Annotated in this window: 11 protein-coding genes; 3 read left to right on the top strand and 8 right to left on the bottom strand. The window is 58.9% G+C overall.

The genetic code is table 11. The features are described 5' to 3' along the window. Window positions 1-357 precede the first annotated feature (357 nt). Window positions 358-1,341, top strand: a complete 984-nt coding sequence (locus ABNH18_RS04735; protein WP_349381703.1) for an NAD-dependent epimerase/dehydratase family protein — start codon at window positions 358-360, stop codon at window positions 1,339-1,341. A 180-nt stretch (window positions 1,342-1,521) separates the two neighbouring features. Here ABNH18_RS04735 and ABNH18_RS04730 read toward each other — a convergent pair whose 3' ends face one another. Continuing rightward, a complete protein-coding gene (locus tag ABNH18_RS04730; protein ID WP_349381702.1) occupies window positions 1,522-2,496 on the bottom strand; it encodes a methyltransferase in 975 nt (324 codons plus the stop codon). A 192-nt stretch (window positions 2,497-2,688) separates the two neighbouring features. Here ABNH18_RS04730 and ABNH18_RS04725 point away from each other — a divergent pair, with 192 nt between their 5' ends. After that, window positions 2,689-4,644 carry a transglycosylase SLT domain-containing protein gene (locus ABNH18_RS04725; protein WP_349381701.1) on the top strand — a complete coding sequence of 652 codons (1,956 nt, stop codon included), beginning with the start codon at window positions 2,689-2,691 and terminating at the stop codon, window positions 4,642-4,644. A 13-nt stretch (window positions 4,645-4,657) separates the two neighbouring features. Here the strand turns inward: ABNH18_RS04725 and ABNH18_RS04720 are convergent, their stop codons facing one another. Both ABNH18_RS04720 and ABNH18_RS04715 read right to left on the bottom strand, forming a co-directional pair. After that, complete coding sequence (locus ABNH18_RS04720; RefSeq protein WP_349381700.1) at window positions 4,658-5,404, bottom strand: spermine/spermidine synthase domain-containing protein; 747 nt, start codon at window positions 5,402-5,404, stop codon at window positions 4,658-4,660. Window positions 5,405-5,407: 3 nt separating this feature from the next. Next, on the bottom strand, window positions 5,408-8,347 hold the full coding sequence (locus ABNH18_RS04715; RefSeq protein ID WP_349381699.1) for a DUF748 domain-containing protein: 2,940 nt from the start codon (window positions 8,345-8,347) through the stop codon (window positions 5,408-5,410). A gap of 140 nt (window positions 8,348-8,487) precedes the next feature. Between ABNH18_RS04715 and ABNH18_RS04710 the strand changes: the two genes are divergently transcribed. Then, complete coding sequence (locus ABNH18_RS04710) at window positions 8,488-8,955, top strand: hotdog fold domain-containing protein (protein ID WP_349381698.1); 468 nt, start codon at window positions 8,488-8,490, stop codon at window positions 8,953-8,955. Window positions 8,956-9,049: 94 nt separating this feature from the next. Here ABNH18_RS04710 and ABNH18_RS04705 read toward each other — a convergent pair whose 3' ends face one another. The 5 genes from ABNH18_RS04705 to ABNH18_RS04685 all read right to left on the bottom strand — a co-directional run bounded on the left by ABNH18_RS04705 (window position 9,050) and on the right by ABNH18_RS04685 (window position 17,265). Beyond that, window positions 9,050-9,751 carry an alpha/beta family hydrolase gene (locus tag ABNH18_RS04705; protein ID WP_349381697.1) on the bottom strand — a complete coding sequence of 234 codons (702 nt, stop codon included), beginning with the start codon at window positions 9,749-9,751 and terminating at the stop codon, window positions 9,050-9,052. A 23-nt stretch (window positions 9,752-9,774) separates the two neighbouring features. Beyond that, on the bottom strand, window positions 9,775-10,392 hold the full coding sequence (locus tag ABNH18_RS04700) for a TetR/AcrR family transcriptional regulator (protein WP_349381696.1): 618 nt from the start codon (window positions 10,390-10,392) through the stop codon (window positions 9,775-9,777). Then, a complete protein-coding gene (locus ABNH18_RS04695; RefSeq protein WP_349381695.1) occupies window positions 10,389-11,171 on the bottom strand; it encodes an SDR family NAD(P)-dependent oxidoreductase in 783 nt (260 codons plus the stop codon). The genes ABNH18_RS04700 and ABNH18_RS04695 overlap by 4 nt, the downstream gene beginning before the upstream one ends. Before the next feature lie 109 nt (window positions 11,172-11,280). After that, on the bottom strand, window positions 11,281-12,324 hold the full coding sequence (locus ABNH18_RS04690; protein ID WP_349381694.1) for a PA0069 family radical SAM protein: 1,044 nt from the start codon (window positions 12,322-12,324) through the stop codon (window positions 11,281-11,283). A gap of 99 nt (window positions 12,325-12,423) precedes the next feature. Next, window positions 12,424-17,265: an NAD-glutamate dehydrogenase gene (locus ABNH18_RS04685; protein WP_349381693.1), complete on the bottom strand. Its 4,842-nt coding sequence runs from the start codon at window positions 17,263-17,265 to the stop codon at window positions 12,424-12,426. Between the last annotated feature and the right edge of the window lie 193 nt (window positions 17,266-17,458).

The following is a 17,458-nucleotide window of genomic DNA, read 5'->3' as shown; positions in this document are numbered from 1 at the left end:
CCTGCATTTCCCGGACGCTAGGCGCCCGATGCCTGACGCAAAACCCAATAGTCTGATTGCCTGATCGCTATTGCGTTACCTCTTTTGAGGGACATTCAGGGAATAGTCGGGTAGTACGTTTTGAGAAGAGCGCATAGAAGCCAAGGTTTTCAGGTTTTGAATGCAAGCGTGCGTCGTCGGGCATCCGGCGCCCTGCGGTTGCCAGAGTTGGATAATGAAACAAATCCTGAAATCGGCTCATCACTCAATCCCGCGATGAACCTTTAAAAGCGAGTCGGCGCACAGACAAAGCAGTTGCCAGCGTCCGTTTCGATGCGTATAGAAGAGACAAGCATCAGCAAAAGAAGGATACACACCATGCCAGTGGCATTTATCAGTGGGGGCCGGGGGTTTCTCGGCGGACATATCATCGACCAGCTGCTCGACAAACAATGGGAGGTGGTTGCACTGGTGCGGCCCAACAGTGATGCCAGTGCCCTACATGCCAAAGAAGGCGTGTCGGTGGTGCAGGCGCCCCTGGATAATGCCACCGAGCTGGCGTTGGTGATGCCTGCAGCGCCGGATGCTGTTTTCCATGTGGCTGGCAATACCAGCCTCTGGCGCCGCGGCAATGCCCAGCAATACCGTGACAACGTACTCGGTACCCAGGCCATGGTCAGTGCCGCCCTGAAAAACGTGGCCGGTCGCTTTATCCATACCTCATCCATCTCCGCCTGGGGTATTCAGGAAAACCCGATCAACGAGCTGACGCCATCCAATGCCGCCAGTGACTGGATCGGCTACAACCGCACCAAGCTTCTCGCCGAGCAGGAAGTGGAAAACGGGATTCGCCAGGGGCTCGACGCGGTAATCATGAATCCCTGCGGCATCATTGGAGCCGGCGACACTCATAACTGGTCACAAATGATCCGCATGATCAACGACGGCAAACTGCCCGGCGTGCCGCCAGGGGGCGGGAATTTCTGTGCGGTGGAAGAAGTGGCCCGGGCCCACATTGCGGCTTTGCAGCACGGTGTCTGCGGTGAGCGTTATATTCTGGCCGGCGTGGAAGCCAGTTTCCTGACGCTGGTCCAGACCATTGCCGGCCAACTTGGCCGCAAGGCACCGCACCGCACCGTGCCCCCCGCCGTGCTGAAACTGGCTGGCCAACTCTACCCCATCGGCAGCCTGTTCACCGGTAAAGAGCCCAACCTGACCCCGGAAAAGGTCGCCCTGATCACCAGCCGCGTACATGCCGACGGCAGCAAGGCCGTAGAACAACTGGGTTTTAATGATCAGGTGCCGCTGGCCACCATGCTGGAAAACTGCATCGCCTGGATGGCCCGGGAGCAGATGCTGTAAGCGCCTGCTAACAGTTTTCCGTGCGCCAGATGCCTGAGGTAAGACAACACACTGCGCGAAAGGCTGCCGCTATCCCGGAATCCCTTCTGAGGAAGGATTCAGGCATCCAGTGCTCGCCCAGACTGGATAGAAAAACTTCCCCTGAAATTTGCTCACCGCGCAATGGCGGTAGCCCCAAAGCTACAACACTGCCCGGTAGACACGGAATCGGGTGGTTTCGCTGGCCACCTGCACATGGCTGAAGGCATCGTCCAGCCACTGCACATAGGGCAACTCACGGTTGGCCACCAGCCACAGTACCCCGCCGGACTTGAGGTACTTGGGCGCGTCGGCAATCAAGCGACGGGTAATATCCGTGGTGCGCTGGCGGCGGTCATGGAACGGCGGGTTAGTGACCACCATATCCACACGCCCCTGAATCGGGGAAAACAGGTCACCGCCCATAATCCGACCTTGCAGCCCATTACGCGCCAGGCTTTCAGTGCTGGCCGCCACCGCGCTGGCGCTCACATCCACGCCCTGCACCTGCCAGCCATGGCGAGCCAGCCAGACGCTAATCACGCCCGCGCCGCAGCCCATATCAATCACTTTCCCCGGCTTACCCAGTGTGTGCGACTCCATGGCTGCCAGCAGAAGCGCACTGCCCTCATCCAGGCGGCCGCGGCTGAACACTCCGGGATAGCTGATCGCTTCCTGATCAGCCACCTCCAGCACAGTGCCCCAGGCTTGCAGGGACTGCTTTTCACCCGGTTGTAACAAGCCGCTATACAGCTTGCAGTGGCGGGCACTGTCTTCGAGCACGGACGCATCCACATGGGCATCCAGGTATTTCAGCGCACCACGGATGCCGCCCTTCGCCGGCCCGACCAACCAAAACTCGATGGGCGCAGTAATTTCACCGGCTAGCCAGTTAAGCAAAAATCGTAACCGATCGATGGACTTGGGCAAGGGCAGCACCAGCAAGTCCGTCCCTTCCGGCACGGTCGGCGCAGGCGCCCATTGTTGTGCACCGATGGTGTAGTCGTCCGCATGCACATGCACCGTAGCGTCCACCGCCAGGGTTTTCAGGGCAGGATCATTGGCATCCACCACCAGCACATTTCTGCCGGCAAAGGCATCGGACTGGCGCAGCAATAGTTGTGTTGTATTTTCCATGGGCTCGGCTCAAAGAATCAGCGGCGGCAGTATAGTGCATAACAGCCTTGTCCGGACAAGGGCGCTCCCTTCCCCCCCCCCAAGACCTGACCCATAAGTACCAGCCCTCGTAAGTTTTACATAATCGCCACGCCATCCGGGCAAACCTGCCGTTAGAATCAGCAGATTATTCCGACGATGTGGAGGCTTCAAATGGTTCGCACTGCGCCATTAACTCGCGCTGCACTGTTTGCCTGCTGTCTGTTTTCTTCGTTGGTGGTTACCGCTACGGAAAGCGATAACTTCCACCAGGCACTGGACGCAGCACGCAACGATGACTGGGAAACCCTGTCCCGGCAGCAACAGGCCCTGGGGGACCAGCACCCCCTGCAAGCCTATCTGGACTTCCACCGGCTGCGCGCCGCCCTGCCCCAACTAGACGCAGACAAGGTAAATCAGTACGCCGAACAATACCCAGACTCACCTTTACCAAACGATATTCAACAGCTTGCCATTGTCGCCTACGGCAAGGCAGAAAAATGGCAAACACTATTGGCCATTACCGATAGCGCCCCCAACGGGGTGGCACTGAGCTGCTATTACCACCAGGCACAATGGGAAACCGGCGACCATGCCGCTAAAAAAGCGGCCCTGCAGGCGGGCAAAGAACTCTGGGCCACCGGCCAGTCCCGCCCCAACAACTGCGACCCACTGTTCAACGCCGCCCGTGATGCCGGCGTCATCGGCGATGCACAAATCTGGGAACGCCAACAGCTAGCCTTTGATGCCAACAGCGCCGGGCTGATGCGTTATCTGGATGGGATGTTGGCAGATAGCCCCTACGCCACCGCCAGCGAATGGCTGCAAACCCTGTACCGCAACCCGGACAAGGTCGCTGATCTGCCCCGCAATATACCGGCCCCACAACGCCAGGTGCTGCTCTCCGCCGGCCTGCGCCGCTGGGCCTATAAAGACACCGAAGCCGCGCGAAAATGGTTCGACACGCAAAGCAAAAAACAGGGCCTCGCCGACCCGGCGCTACGCGAGCGGGCCGGCAAGCGTATTGCCTGGTACTCCACCATTCGCGGGGTGGAAGACAATCGCCAGTGGCTGGATAACTGGCTGGCAACGCACCCGGAAACCCAACTGGTAGAACAGCGGGCCCGGCGTACCGTGATAGAACAGGACTGGAAAGCCCTGGACGAGTGGGTTATGCGCCTGCCCCAAGGCGACCGTGAAGATTCCCGCTGGCTATACTGGCGCGCCCGAGCCCTGGAAAACACCGGCCAGCCGGATCAGGCCCGTGAGCTTTACCAGCAGGCCGCCCAGCAACGTAATTTCTTCGCTTTCCTGGCCGCAGACCGCCTGGGCGAGCCCTACCGTTTCTCTGAACAAAAACACACGCCCTCTGCCACTTTCACGCCGCCGCCGGCGATCACCCGTATCCGCATGCTGCGAGCACAGGATGAACCCTACCTGGCGCATCAAGAATGGATGTGGCTGATGTGGCACAGCAACAAAGAACAGCTGGCGGAACTGGCCGATTACGCCCTAACGCAAAAATGGTACGGCCTGGCCGTACAGGCATCTATTCAGGCCAAGGCCTGGAACACCCTGGCATGGCGTTTTCCACCCGCGTATTTGCCATTGTTCCAGGAAGAAGCCAAACCCCATGACCTGGACCCCTGGCTGGCAATGGCCGTGGCCCGACGCGAAAGCGCATTCAATCCGCGGGCCCGCTCACCAGTGGGCGCCATGGGGCTAATGCAACTGATGCCCGCCACCGCCCGCAAGGTGGCCAACGACGCCAACATGGGCAAACCCACCACCAAAACCCTGCAGGACAAACACACCAACATCACCCTCGGCAGCCGCTATCTGGCAGAGCTTCTGGGCGATTTTAACGGCAACAGGGTGCTGGCTCTGGCCGCCTACAACGCGGGCCCGAGTCGGGTGAATCGCTGGCTGGAGAACGCCGAAGACGGCGTCCCCGCAGATGTGTGGATCGAGTCCATCGCGTTCCGTGAAACCCGGGATTATGTGCAGGCAGTATTGACCTACCGGGCCTTATTCGTGGGCATGCACGATGATCAGCCGCGCAGCAACCAGCTGCTAACTCGTGAAGAAAATGACGGGCTTTATTCCCTGACTATGCTGGATGAGGACTGACCGCAAGCCTGGGTCAGTCCAACTGGCGGATGTGGTAATCCAGTCGTGCCGCCGCTTTCGCATGGCTCAATGCCGGCGTAGCGGCGATGCGTCGGCGCAGGTGGATACTGCGCGCCGGCTCGCGGGTAAAGGCGATCACCGCGTTATGGCAATCGCTACAGGATAAGCGAAAGCGGCTGCTGAAACCTTTCATGGCGCGACGCCCGGAGACCGGGCTGTCGCGATATTCCTGCCAATCACCGAAATTCATAATCAAGGTGCCGGCGTCCGACAGGTTTTTGCGCAAGCAACCAAGCCAGTCCGCATCGGCGGGCACCGCCCGGCTGACCTGCTCATTGCTCGGCGCAAACAGGTCTTCGATGATCAAGTCGAACGGCTCCCCCTGATAGTCACGCAGCCATTGCTGCGCATCACCCTGCCAAGTTTCCACCCCGAACGCCTCAATGCCAAACACCTCACGGGCCACCTGCAGGTGCGCGCCGTCCAGCTCTACCGCCGTCAACACATCCGGATCCAGCAATTTGCGAACCGGAGGAATCAGCGAGCCGCCACCCAGCCCCAACACCAACACTCGACGAAACGTCGCGGGCTCATGCAACAGGGCCGGTAGCCACAACAAATCCCACACACTGCCGGTAAGCAAGCGTTTAGGATGAAACTCCGAATGCTGAACGCCGTTGGCATACAGTCGCAGCGTCTGCCCCGCGCGCTTAACCTCGTAGCGCACACCGTCCTTCTCCGTTTCCCAGATCGATGCCACCGATTATTTTTCCAACGTCAACGTCAGCCCTGTCACCGGGCCATCCACTTTGGATTCTTTTAAGTACACCCGGGATTGCTCAATCTGGAACTGCTGCACCAGAGCCGCCTTGGCATTTTCCGAACGCAAACGCGCCAGCTCCACCAGCTGTGCTTTATCCACTGAAGGTGCCTCTGCAGTCACCATGGCATCCCAGGCACTGCGCGCCAGCACCGCATCGCGTTCATCGTCATCTTCCGGCAACGGCGCACTGGCCAGGGTTTCTACGTCACGGTTATAATCCGATTCATAACGGCGAATCAGCTTGCGGCGCCATTTCTTCTCCTGCACGGCAACATCGATATCCGCCCAGTCATCTCCCGCTACATCCTCACCAATCGCCTGACCGGCAATGGCCGTGCGATCCTCTGCGCTGGTGGTGCCCACCAACCCGATCTGCAGGTGCGGTTTTGCCGTTAACACCTTCGCCAGCGCCTGCAAAGAACCGGTCGTTTGCGCCTCCACTTCAGCATTGCCTGCCTCGAACGTAATCGTTTCCAGGTTCTCGCCGCCGGCCAGGCCAGCCAGCACAGAAAACGGTGCCGTCGCCGCCTTGACCACGATATTGGTCAGCACCTTGAGAATCATGCCGCTAACACTAAAGCTCGGATCATCCAGATCCCCGGACATCTTCACCGGCAAGGTAATTTCACCGGAGCGACTGCGCAGCACCGACAGACCCAGTTTTACCGGCGCCCTCACGGCTTCCTCGCTGGGCACTTTTTCACCCAGATAAAACTGGTCGGCGAGAATATCGGAGACACTGTTCAGGTGATTTTTCTCAACGGTGACCTCCGTATCCACCCCCAGCTGCCCCTTCTCCACCTTGTAGCCCAGGTACAGGCCGGTGTAGGGCGTCAGGCTCGTCATTTCATAATTGTGCAGCGAGACCACCATGTCCGTGGACAACGGTTCCGGGGACAAACGCCCCTTGATGGAAAACGGTGCATAGCGATCCACCTGCGCATTCAGATCCAGCCTCGCCGTACTTCCCGAACGGGTATCCAGATTGCTCACCGTGCCCGACAGCTGATACAAACCAATACGGAAATGGGGGCTCAGGGACAGATCCTCATGGCGTACCTGACTGCCTACCAGCCGGACCCGATCCACCGTCACTTGCCAGGGTTTGGATGAAGAAGCCGCCGCAGACGAACTGGATGAGCCGCTGCCCGATGGCATCGCCGCCTCGATGCGCGTAGACGCATCCCGCCCCTGGGAATCCACCCGGTGCAACATGTCCATGCCGGTCAATCCGATTTCACCAACCCGCACCCGCTGTGCAGCGGTGTCCAACGACAACTTTTTCACCTGTACCTTGTTGACCTTGATAAGGGGACGACCGCCTTCCAGCAGGTTAAAACCATCCATGCTCGCAGTGCCATTGACGGTAATGTTCGGACCATCGCCTTTCACCGCTGACTGCAAATCCAGATCCAGTTGACCGCTAGCCACTTTAAGTGGGGCTTCGCGCTCCAGCCACGGTGACAACGGCGCTAACGGCAGGCCGGACAGTGCCGCCTTGGCCGTTACCGACAACGGCGCCAACTGACCCTCACCGGAATGCGTCAACGCCCCCTGCTCCTGAATCTGCGCCTTGCCCTCCCAGGTAAAGGTGGCCTCTTCACCCAGAATTAAATTCTTCAGCGTGAATTCACCCTCAGTCAGGCTCACCGTTTGCGCCGGATTCAAAGTCCGGTCCGTAAAGCGGAAGGTATTGCCATCGACGTTCAGCGTTCCCAGGCGGGTCACCCAAACCGTCTCTGCTTCCTGAATCCGTTCTGCGGCTTCTTGTGCTTTTTCCTTCACCTCTTGCTTGCGCTGCTCGGCCTCCTCCGGATCCACTGGCAGGAAGAGCGTGGCAAGATCCAGCCCGTCAGCATTCAATACCGCATTCACTTCAGGCTGTCTGAGGTTCACCTCCGGCAGCGACACGTCCCGCTTGTCGCTGTCCACGGAAATTCCTGTCATCGTCAACGCAGGCACGCTGACACTGGGGGCTTCTTCACCCGGCTTCTGGATCTGCAATTCACGCAGCGTCAACTCGCCATTGCTCACCTCCACACGCGTACCCGGCTCCGTGGTGAACAGGTAATCCGTTTGCAGGTCCAGTTCACCGGAGGGCACGGTAAAACGCACCTCGTCGCGGGCCAGTTTGGCCAGTGACACCAGATCCACTTTCTCGATACTCAAGCGGCCCTGGGCCAGGAACGGCGAAAACTCAAAGCGCCCATCCCAATCGAAGGCACCGCCATCCGGCCCTTCCAGGCGTATCGCATAACCGTTCTGGTTTTCCCCTTTCGCCACGGTGGAAAAATTGGTCACCGTAAACGCCACAGGGAGCACCAATTGATGCGGCTCCTTACCGGCCGCTTCGGTGTAGCGCAAATCGCCATTGGTCAGGGCCAGCTCACCCACGGAAATATTGGGCAATGCGCCATCGTCCTGGGCAGCAGGCTCCGGCTCAACGTCCTCGGCACTGTCCGCCAATTGCGCCTCTATATGCTGAAGCACATCGTCAAAGTTGAAAACAGAACCGGGATTGCGCTGGGCACGCACCGTCAAGCCATCGAGATCGACCTGCCTGAAATGCCAGCTCCAGCGAAACAGCGACGACATTTCGAAATTCACATAAAGCTGGTTAAAGCCCAGCAGCACCTCAGTTTGCTCATCGTTGATGGCAAACCCCTTCACCGTGGTGCTCAACGCCAGCGGGTTAATCTTCACCTCACTGATCACCACCTCACGGCCGGTCAATTCCGCCAGCGCATCGCGGGCGTTATCACGCACCAGGCCGGGAGCGACAAAAAAGCCCAGCAGTGCATATAACAAATAGAGGCTGACCAGAATCAACAGTGTCTTGATCTTCCAGCTACTGCGCTTCCATGCCTGTGTGACTTTCACGCCCTTCCTCCCGCTGATACCGCTGATGTTCAAATCCTGACGCTATGGTAGCAGTTGGGCCGGACTGTGGCGCCCCAAAACCCATTGCAGCGCCTCCCGGGCTGTGGAGAATGAGGCCATTGATTTCAGGAGTCCGCCCCATGAGCAACAACTACCTACTCAACATGTACGAAAAAGCCTTGAAGCTGCCCGCCGGCCGCAAGCTTTTCTCCATGGTTTTCAGCCGCAAAGCCCCCTATTTCGCCACCATCACACCGACCATCGCTGAACTGCGTCCTAATTTCTGCAAGGTTACGTTCAAGAAGCGCAAAGGGGTGGAGAACCACATACAGACCGTCCACGTTATCGCTATCTGTAATGCGCTGGAATGCGCCATGGGCGCTATGGCGGAAGCCTCTGTACCCAAGCATTTGCGATGGATCCCCAAAGGCATGGATGTGAACTACACCGCCAAGGCCACCACCGACATCACCGCCACTGCAGAAGCCAAACCTGAAGACTGGAAACCCGGCAACCTGCCGGTAACCGTTAAAGCCATGCGCGACGATGGCACCGTAGTGGTAGAGGGCACCATCAATCTGTGGATCAGCGAAAAGCCGCAGAAATAAACGGCCAGAAAAGAAAGAACGCGATGCAAATCGCTGGTGCAAGCTGGCAGCAAACGCTGTTGCCAGCTTGCAATGAAAAGAGGTGTAGACCGCCTCAGAGATCGGTAGTCCTGCCGGCTCCCCCCACAAACGCTGCCGCCACGCTTGCCGCCTCAATAATCAGATCCTGCTGCTGTAAACCACTGCGCTTCAGTGGTTTAAAATCATGATCCCCACTGGGCAACCAGTGTAATTTTGCCTGCTCAGGCAGACCATAACGCGCCACTTCATCCGGTTTGCCAAAGGGGTCTCTCTCACCTTGGCATACCAGCATGGGCACCGTCAGGGCCGGCAGGTGATCGATGCGAGTTTTCTCCGGTTTGCCGGGCGGGTGAAAGGGGTAGCCCAGCGCAATGACACCAGCCACATCCACTGAGGCCACACCATTGCCCTGCGCCGCCAGCATGGAGGCCATGCGCCCGCCCATGGATTTACCGCCGATCCACAGTGGCAGAGCGCCATTGGGAGTCCCAGACAATTCAGCCGCCAGTACCCGGGCTTCTCTGACGCGCTCGGCAAACGCTGCCAGCAGCTTGGGCGCACGGTCCGGCGGGAATTTCCGTTGTTCGTCACGACGACGTTGCATATAGGGAAATTCAAAGCGCAATACGGCCACTGAGTGCGACGCGAATGCCGCCGCCATGGCGTTCATGAAGTCACTGTCCATGGGCGCTCCGGCGCCATGCGCCAATAGCAACAATGCAACAGGCTTGTGCGCCCGGTCGTACAGGCAATCCGCACCAAACCGCTCAGCCATACTGGCGCTCCCCTGCCAAAGAGTTATAACGCTGCCTGCAACGCTCGTAGCTGGATGCGCAATGCATCCCCGAACTCCACCTGAAATACATCCAGCGGGGGAGCTTTGATCACGGTGGCTACCACCGGCGCCGGTTGACTCACCGCCCAACAACCAATCACCGCTTGCTGCACCTGCATCAGGAAACGTATGACCTGATCTCCCTCCAGAGAAAAATCACCCTGAAGGCGCGCGGCCAGCTGCGCAAAGCTTGCCAGCAAGGCCTGCTTAAATTCCTGTGCCTGTGATTCATCCAGATTGTGTTCCAGCACGGTATGCAGAATAGAGGTCAACCGGCAGAACAACGGGCGGGCAATTAATAGCTCACTGATCGCCGCCCAGGCAGGCCCCTCCTGCGGCAAAGGCGCCTCAACCATGGCATTCAGTTCACTCAGATAGAGCGCCAGAAACAGCGCTTCTTTAGAAGGGAAATACCGGTACAACGCTGCCTTGGTCACACCAGACTGGCGGGCGATGGCCGCCAGGCTGATGGCCGCGAATCGCTGCTCGGCAAAAAACAGGGCCGCAGCCTCGAGAATTTGTGCGCGCCGCTCCGCCTTCTGTTCCGGGGAACGGGCACGTTGAAAAGGACAAGAATTCACGCTTGTAACAATCCAGCCAGTCGGCGGGTAATCATACGGGGCGAAAGCTTGCCGAGCCACACCATCAACAGGTTCTTCAAGCCAGGAATAACAATGGCGCGATGACGGCCGGCAAGCGCCTTGCTGACCACCGCTTCGGTGCTCATAGCGCCGGCCTTGAAAAGCAAGGTGTTGGTCATGTTGGCTTCCTGGGCAAACTCAGACGCGGTGGCACCGGGGCACAGTGCACTGACCGCCACGCCCTCTTTTTTCAGCTCTTCGTGCAGGCCTTCCGAAAACGACAACACAAACGCTTTGGAAGCGTAATAGATACTCATGTTCGGGCCGGCCTGGAACGCCGCAGTGGAGGCCACATTGATCACAAACGCCCCCTGCCCTGCCGTAGTGGAGTTGCTGAACGTTTTCAGCTGTGGCACCAACCGCCAGGTCAGATCCACCAACGCCGTCACATTCACCTGAATCATGTCCAACTGACGCTGCAGTGGCAGATCGGAAAAATCACCCCGGTCGCCAAAACCGGCATTATTGATCAAGCCGGTCAGTTCCACCTTTTGAGTGGCCATATCCGCCACCAGCTTTTCTGCGGCCCCCGCCTGAGCCAAGTCTGAGGCAATGCAGACGACTTCAAGGTTATGACGCTCACGAAGTTCACGGGCCAGCGCTTCCAGCCGGTCCAGCCGGCGAGCCGCCAGCACCAGATTGTGTCCCTGAGTGGCCATCTGGCGAGCAAACTCTTCACCAATGCCGGCACTTGCCCCGGTAATCAATACGGCTTTCATCGGACTCTCCTTGTAGACACAACGGAAATACGCGTGCCATCAATAACTTTAGTGACCATGGGTTACTAAATTAAAGGACAGGCCACTAAAAGTAAATAACCCAGAGTCACTAAACGGCACCCCACAAGCTCAACTGCCCGTGGGGGCCCGGCGGAATAAAACCACTGGCATCCAACTCCATCGATTCCCGCCCCGCCAGGCCGGCACTGCGGCAGGCAGAATCAAAACGCTGGCGCAACAGATGCGCCCAAGCGCCCTGCCCGCTTTGGCGCTGGTGCCAGCGGCTGTCATAGATAGCACCGCCATGCAGATCACGCATCACCGACATGACCTTTTCGGCCCGATCCGGGTAATGGTCCGCCAGCCATTCCTGCCACAACGGTCCCACTTCGTGGGGTAACCGCAGCACCACATAACCCGCCTGCTGGGCGCCCGCCATGGCCACCTGATGAACGATATCTTCCAGTTCATGGTCATTGATAAAGGGGATCACCGGCGCCACCAACACCGTGACCGGCACCCCGGCACGGCTCAGCTCGCGGACCACTTTCAGACGTTCTTTACCGCCGCTGGCACGAGGCTCCAGCTCTCCCTTGAGGCGGTTATCCAGTGTCGTTACTGATACCGCCACCGAAGCCCGCCCTGCCCGTGCCATGGGCGCAATCAGGTCCAGGTCGCGCAACACCAGGGTGCTCTTGGTAATCAGGCTAAAAGGATGCTGACAATCCACCAGTACCTGTAACAGCTCACGGGTAATGCGCCGCTCACGCTCAATGGGCTGGTAAGGGTCCGTCACGGTACCCAGCACAATGGGGCGGCAGCGATAGCCCGGTTTCCGCAGGCTGTCGCGCAATATCTCCGGAGCATTGTCCTTGCAAAAAATCTCGCTCTCGAAATCCTGCCCGGGGGACAGATCCACATAAGCATGGTTGGGGCGGGCGTAGCAGTAGATGCAACCGTGTTCGCAGCCCCGATAGGGATTGATGCTCTGTTCAAAGGGCAGGTCCGGGCTGCGATTGGTCATGATGATGCTATTGGCCTGCTCCCGGTGATAGCGGGTGGGCCGAGCGGCGGGTGGCGAGTCGGACTCGGAGTGGCTAACGGCAAAACGGCCAGGTAGCTGGCTCAGGGTGCCCCGGTTCGCTGCGCGCATAAACTTCACCTCTGCATATACTGTCTTTTTGTACAGTATATGCAGAGGTCGACCAACTCAAGTGTTATCCGGGCGCTAGCGGCGCCAAAACAGAGAACATTACAGGCTTCGCAATTTACGCAGCTCCCGCACCCCCACTGCCAGCGTCATGAAATCGTGGGGGCCGTCGGCCTGCAAGGTCTGTAAGCGGTGAATGCCGAACGCCACTTTGCGGCGGGATTTTTCTTCCCAGGCAGCAAAGCGCGCTGCTGCCGTGTCACCCTCATACTCGAGCACCTTGCCAGCCACTTGCCGGTGCAGGCGATAAGAATCTTCGCGCAGATTTGCCCGCGCCAATGCTTGCCAGCGATCCTGCACAGACAGATCCAGAATCGATGACAACAGCCACAGAATCTGCAGTTTGTCGCCCACCAGAAAGTACACTTCCGCCGCCAGCTTCAACGGCACCTGGGCCAGCGACGCCAGCTCCACAATATCCGGGGCACACCCCAGCACCATGGTATTGGCCAGTAATTTCGCCTCTTTTTCTGGTACGCCGTCATCTTTCATGCCGTCCACGGCCTGGTCCCATTCCTGCCGATAGCTGCCCGGCAACGCCGCCGGCAGCATGCTTTCCAATTCGGCGATGGCGTCGCGGTAGCGAGCCACCGCCTCTGCCACCGGACGGCGCCCCCACTTGTAATGAATCAGCCAGGTGGTCACGTGTTTCATCAACCCGATCACCCGGCCATAAAGCCGCAGCTGTACCTGGCTGTCCACGCGCCCGTCCAGGCCATCCACCGGCGCCCAATACAGATCACCATCGAACACCGCATGAGCCATGGCGTAAGCCTTCACCAGTCGGTGCAACGACAAGCCGTGTTCATCCGCATAGCGATGGGCAAACGCAAAGCCCATGCGGTTAACCACCGCATTGGCCAGCACCGTGGCGATCAATTCCCGTCGCAGGCCATGATTAAGCAGGTCGTCCCCGTAGGACTCCACCAGTTCCTGGGGGAAGTAGTGCAATACATCGCGATCGAAGAAGGTGTCGTCGGGCACATCCGAGGCCAGCAAGGCATCGAACAGCGCATTCTTGGTATAGGACAACAACACCGACAACTCTGGTCGGGTCAGCCCTTTGCCGCGGGTGCGGCGCTCACCCAGAGATTCGTCATCCGGCAGGAATTCCACCGTGCGCACCAGCATGGCCTGACGTTCCAGGGTACGCAGGTGATTGGCGTGTTCATCCAATCGTGATGCGGCGTTATATTCCAGCAAGCTAAGCGCCAAGCTTTGCACGTAGTTATCGCGCAGCACGGCGTCGGCCACATCATCGGTCATTCTGACCAGCAAAGGATCACGGGTATCGCGGTCCAACCGGCCATCACGCAAACGCTGGTTAAGCGGAATCTTGATATTCACTTCCCGGTCGGAGCTGTGCACGCCGCCGGAGTTATCGATGGCATCGGTGTTGATATGCCCACCGTTAAGGGCAAATTCAATACGGCCCAGCTGGGTCAGCCCCAGGTTGCCGCCCTCGCCCACCACCTGACAGCGCAGGTCTTTGCCGTTCACGCGGATGGCGTCATTGGCCCGGTCACCCACCTGCCCATGGCTTTCGTTGCTGCCTTTCACATAGGTGCCAATACCACCATTCCAGAGCAGCTCCACCGGGGCCTTGAGAATGGCCATGATCAACTCGGCGGGGGTCAGCGTCCGCTCGCTGATACCCAAGGCCTCGCAGGCCTGTTCGCTAAGCTCAATGCTCTTGGCGCTGCGCGACCAGACGCCGCTACCCTCAGACATGGCAGCGCGATCAAAGTCATCCCAGGTAGCGCCTTTGGTGGTGAACAGGCGCTGGCGTTCAGCAAACGTGGCCGCCGGATCGGGGCTGGGATCAATGAAAATATGTAAGTGATTAAAGGCTGCCACCAGCTGGATCTGTTCTGACAACAACATACCGTTGCCGAACACATCACCGCCCATGTCGCCAATGCCCACCACGGTGAAGGGCTGGGCCTGAATGTCCTTATCCTGTTCCCGGAAGTGACGTTTCACGCTTTCCCAAGCGCCGCGGGCGGTAATCCCCATTTGCTTATGGTCGTAACCGGCACTGCCACCGGACGCAAAGGCATCGCCCAGCCAGAAGCCGTATTCATCCGCCAAGCCATTGGCAATATCAGAGAAAGTCGCGGTGCCTTTATCCGCCGCCACCACCAGGTAGGGGTCATCGCCGTCATGTCGCACCACTTGTTCCGGCGCCACGATCGCGTCGCCTTCACGATTGTCGGTGATATCCAGCAGGCCTCGGATGAACTGCTTGTAGCATGCGATTCCTTGTTGTTGCCACGCTTCGCGGTCACCCGGTGTGCCGCCTTTCACCACAAAACCGCCCTTGGCGCCCACCGGGACGATGATGGCGTTCTTAACCATTTGCGCCTTGACCAGGCCCAGCACCTCGGTGCGGAAATCCTCGCGCCGGTCGGACCAGCGCAGGCCGCCACGCGCCACGGGCCCACCGCGCAGGTGAATACCTTCCATGGTGGGTGAATACACAAAGGCCTCATACATGGGGAGCGGCGGCGGCAGCTCGGAGACTTTCTCTGGGTCGAGTTTCAGGCTGACATAGGGTTTGTCGTGACCCGCCGAATCCTGCTGGTAGAAGTTGGTACGCAGCCCGGCCCGTACCACACTCAAGAACGCACGCAGCACCCGGTCCGCATCCAGCGAGGCCACGCTGTCCAGTTCATGGTCCAGATTCTGCGCCAGTTTCAGCCCCTCACTATCGCGGCGGCTGTCGGTCAATTGCGGGTCAAAGCGGGTCTCGAAAAGCTGCACCAGCAGGCGTGCAATACGCGCATGTTCCGCCAGCAACTCTTCCATGTAGTTTTGCGAATACGGCAACCCGGTCTGGATCAGGTATTTGGTCAGGGTGCGCAAACACACCACTTGCCGGGCATTCAGGCCCGCCAGCAACACCAGCCTATTAAGGCCATCGTTTTCGGTATGGCCATTCCAGCATTGCAGAAAGGCCTCTTCGAAATAACGCTTTTGCTGCACCGGCCCCAGCGAACACTCCCCATGGACCTGCACGTCGAATACCTGAATCCAGCGAGGTTCGCCGTCACGGGGCGTTACCCGAGTGGGGTTCTGGCGCACCACCCGCAAGCCAAAATTCTCCAGGGCCGGCAAGACATCGGACAGCCCGATGGGATTGCTAAGGCTGTAAAGGCGCAGGCTGGTCGGGCACGCTGCACCATCCGCATCGGTGACGGCCAGACTGGGCAACACCGGCTGGTCCGCAGACAGCTGCGTCAGGTATTGCAGGTCGGCAGCCGCCTCCACTGCACTGTGTGCTTCCCGGTAACCCAGGGGAAAGGCCTCTCCGTAACGCAGGGCCAGGGCAGCCCCGTCATCGGCCCGGCTGCCCACTTTGTCGCCCTGCTCATCCTGGTAGTCACTTTCCCGCAACACTTCCCATAACTGGTCAGACCAGGAACGGGTAATTTCGATCAGCCGCTGCTCGACCTGACTATCGGTCATGGCCAACTGTGTACCTTGGGGAATGCGCACAATGCAGTGAATACGGGCTAAGCCTTCACGGAGGAAATCCACCGTACGCTCCACCGAGCGGCCGTTGCACAGCGTCATCAGCTCGGCGGTGACTTTATCGCGTAATTCCCGAGAATAGCCTTCGCGGCTCAGGTAAATCATGCACGAATAAAAACGCCCATAACGGTCCCGGCGCATGAACACACGCAGATGGTGACGATCGCGCAGGGCACGAATGCCCATGCAGATGTCATACAGCTCTTCTTCGCTGCACTGGAACAATTCATCGCGGGGCAGCTGGTAAATAATGTCGCGCAGGTGTTTGCCTGAGTGTGACCGTTCCGGGAGCCGGGAGCGGTCCAGTACGTAGTTCACCTTGCGGCGAATCAGGGGAATGTCACGGGGCCGGTTGATATAGGCATCCAGCGAAAACAGCCCAATATAACGGTCAGTGCCTTCCACCGAACCATCAGCAGCCAGGCGCTTCACGGACACCACATCCATATAATGCGGATGGTGAATGGGCGAGCGCACATTGGCTTTGGTCACCACCACCAAGCGGCCATGGCGGATGTATTTGGCCATTTCGTCGTGGGGGGCAATAAATTCATCTGCATTGGCGTAGGGGCTGGTGGGCCGAGCCAGACCAAGACCCGCCTCGTCGACCAGATGCAACTGCATGCCGTCGTGCACCGCTTGTGCCTCAGAACGGGCATACCCCAGAAAAGTGAAGTGATCTTCAGACAACCATTCGATAAAGCCGGTAGCTTCGTTCAGCTCCTGCTGGTCTCGCTCCGGGTAACTGGCTGACAGGTTGGTACGGGTGGCCTCCAGGTTTTCCAGCATGGGCTCGAAATCTTCCACTACCACGCGCAGGTCACCCAGCACACGCTCCAGAATATCCTGCAGGCGGGCGTAGTCCTCATCGTCGGCCAACGGCTCGAATTCCACATAAATCAGGGATTCCGCTGGCTGTTCGCCATCGCCCACGCCCGCTACTTGCGTGAGATGCCCGTGGGCATCGCGGCGAACCTGAATCACCGGGTGCACGGTCCAGTCGATGGCGGTACCGGCATCACGCACCGCCATGGCCACGGAATCCACCAGAAACGGCATGTCTTCCGTCACCGTACGCAGGGCCGCAAGCCCGCCGGGCCGGCATGGTGGTTTCAGGTGAATCAGAGTTTCGCCGGGGTGGCGTTGGTGCGCCATCAGCCAGTGCTGTTGGGCGATATGAAACAGTTGTTCAGGGGGACGGGCTGTCAACGCCGCCAAGCTGCTCATTTCATAATAGGCAGCGAGAAAACTGCGAAACAGAGACTGATGGTCAGCCCCAATGTGGGCAGTGACCTGCCCTTCCAGCTGGGCCTGCAACAGCGCCTGGCGTTGAGCGATGTCATCCTGCATCGAAACCTCCGGCGTCCTTGTTACTACGCAAAGTGACTGCGCAAAGCCGGGTCATGTGAGAACTCACAGTCTCCGGAATGTCGCCAGGCCGGCCGGGCACGCCCCGCAGGCCCTTTCGCTCACTCTATACCGGTGGCTGCGACCAATACCAGCCTGCCGTTTCAAGTAATAAAAACAAACCATCACGACAACA

It is taken from the genome of Alcanivorax sp. (assembly GCF_040118815.1).
Classification (GTDB): Bacteria; Pseudomonadota; Gammaproteobacteria; order Pseudomonadales; family Alcanivoracaceae; genus Alcanivorax.
Note: the sequence above shows the minus strand (reverse complement) of the source record. Positions and strands in the feature narration are given on the sequence as shown.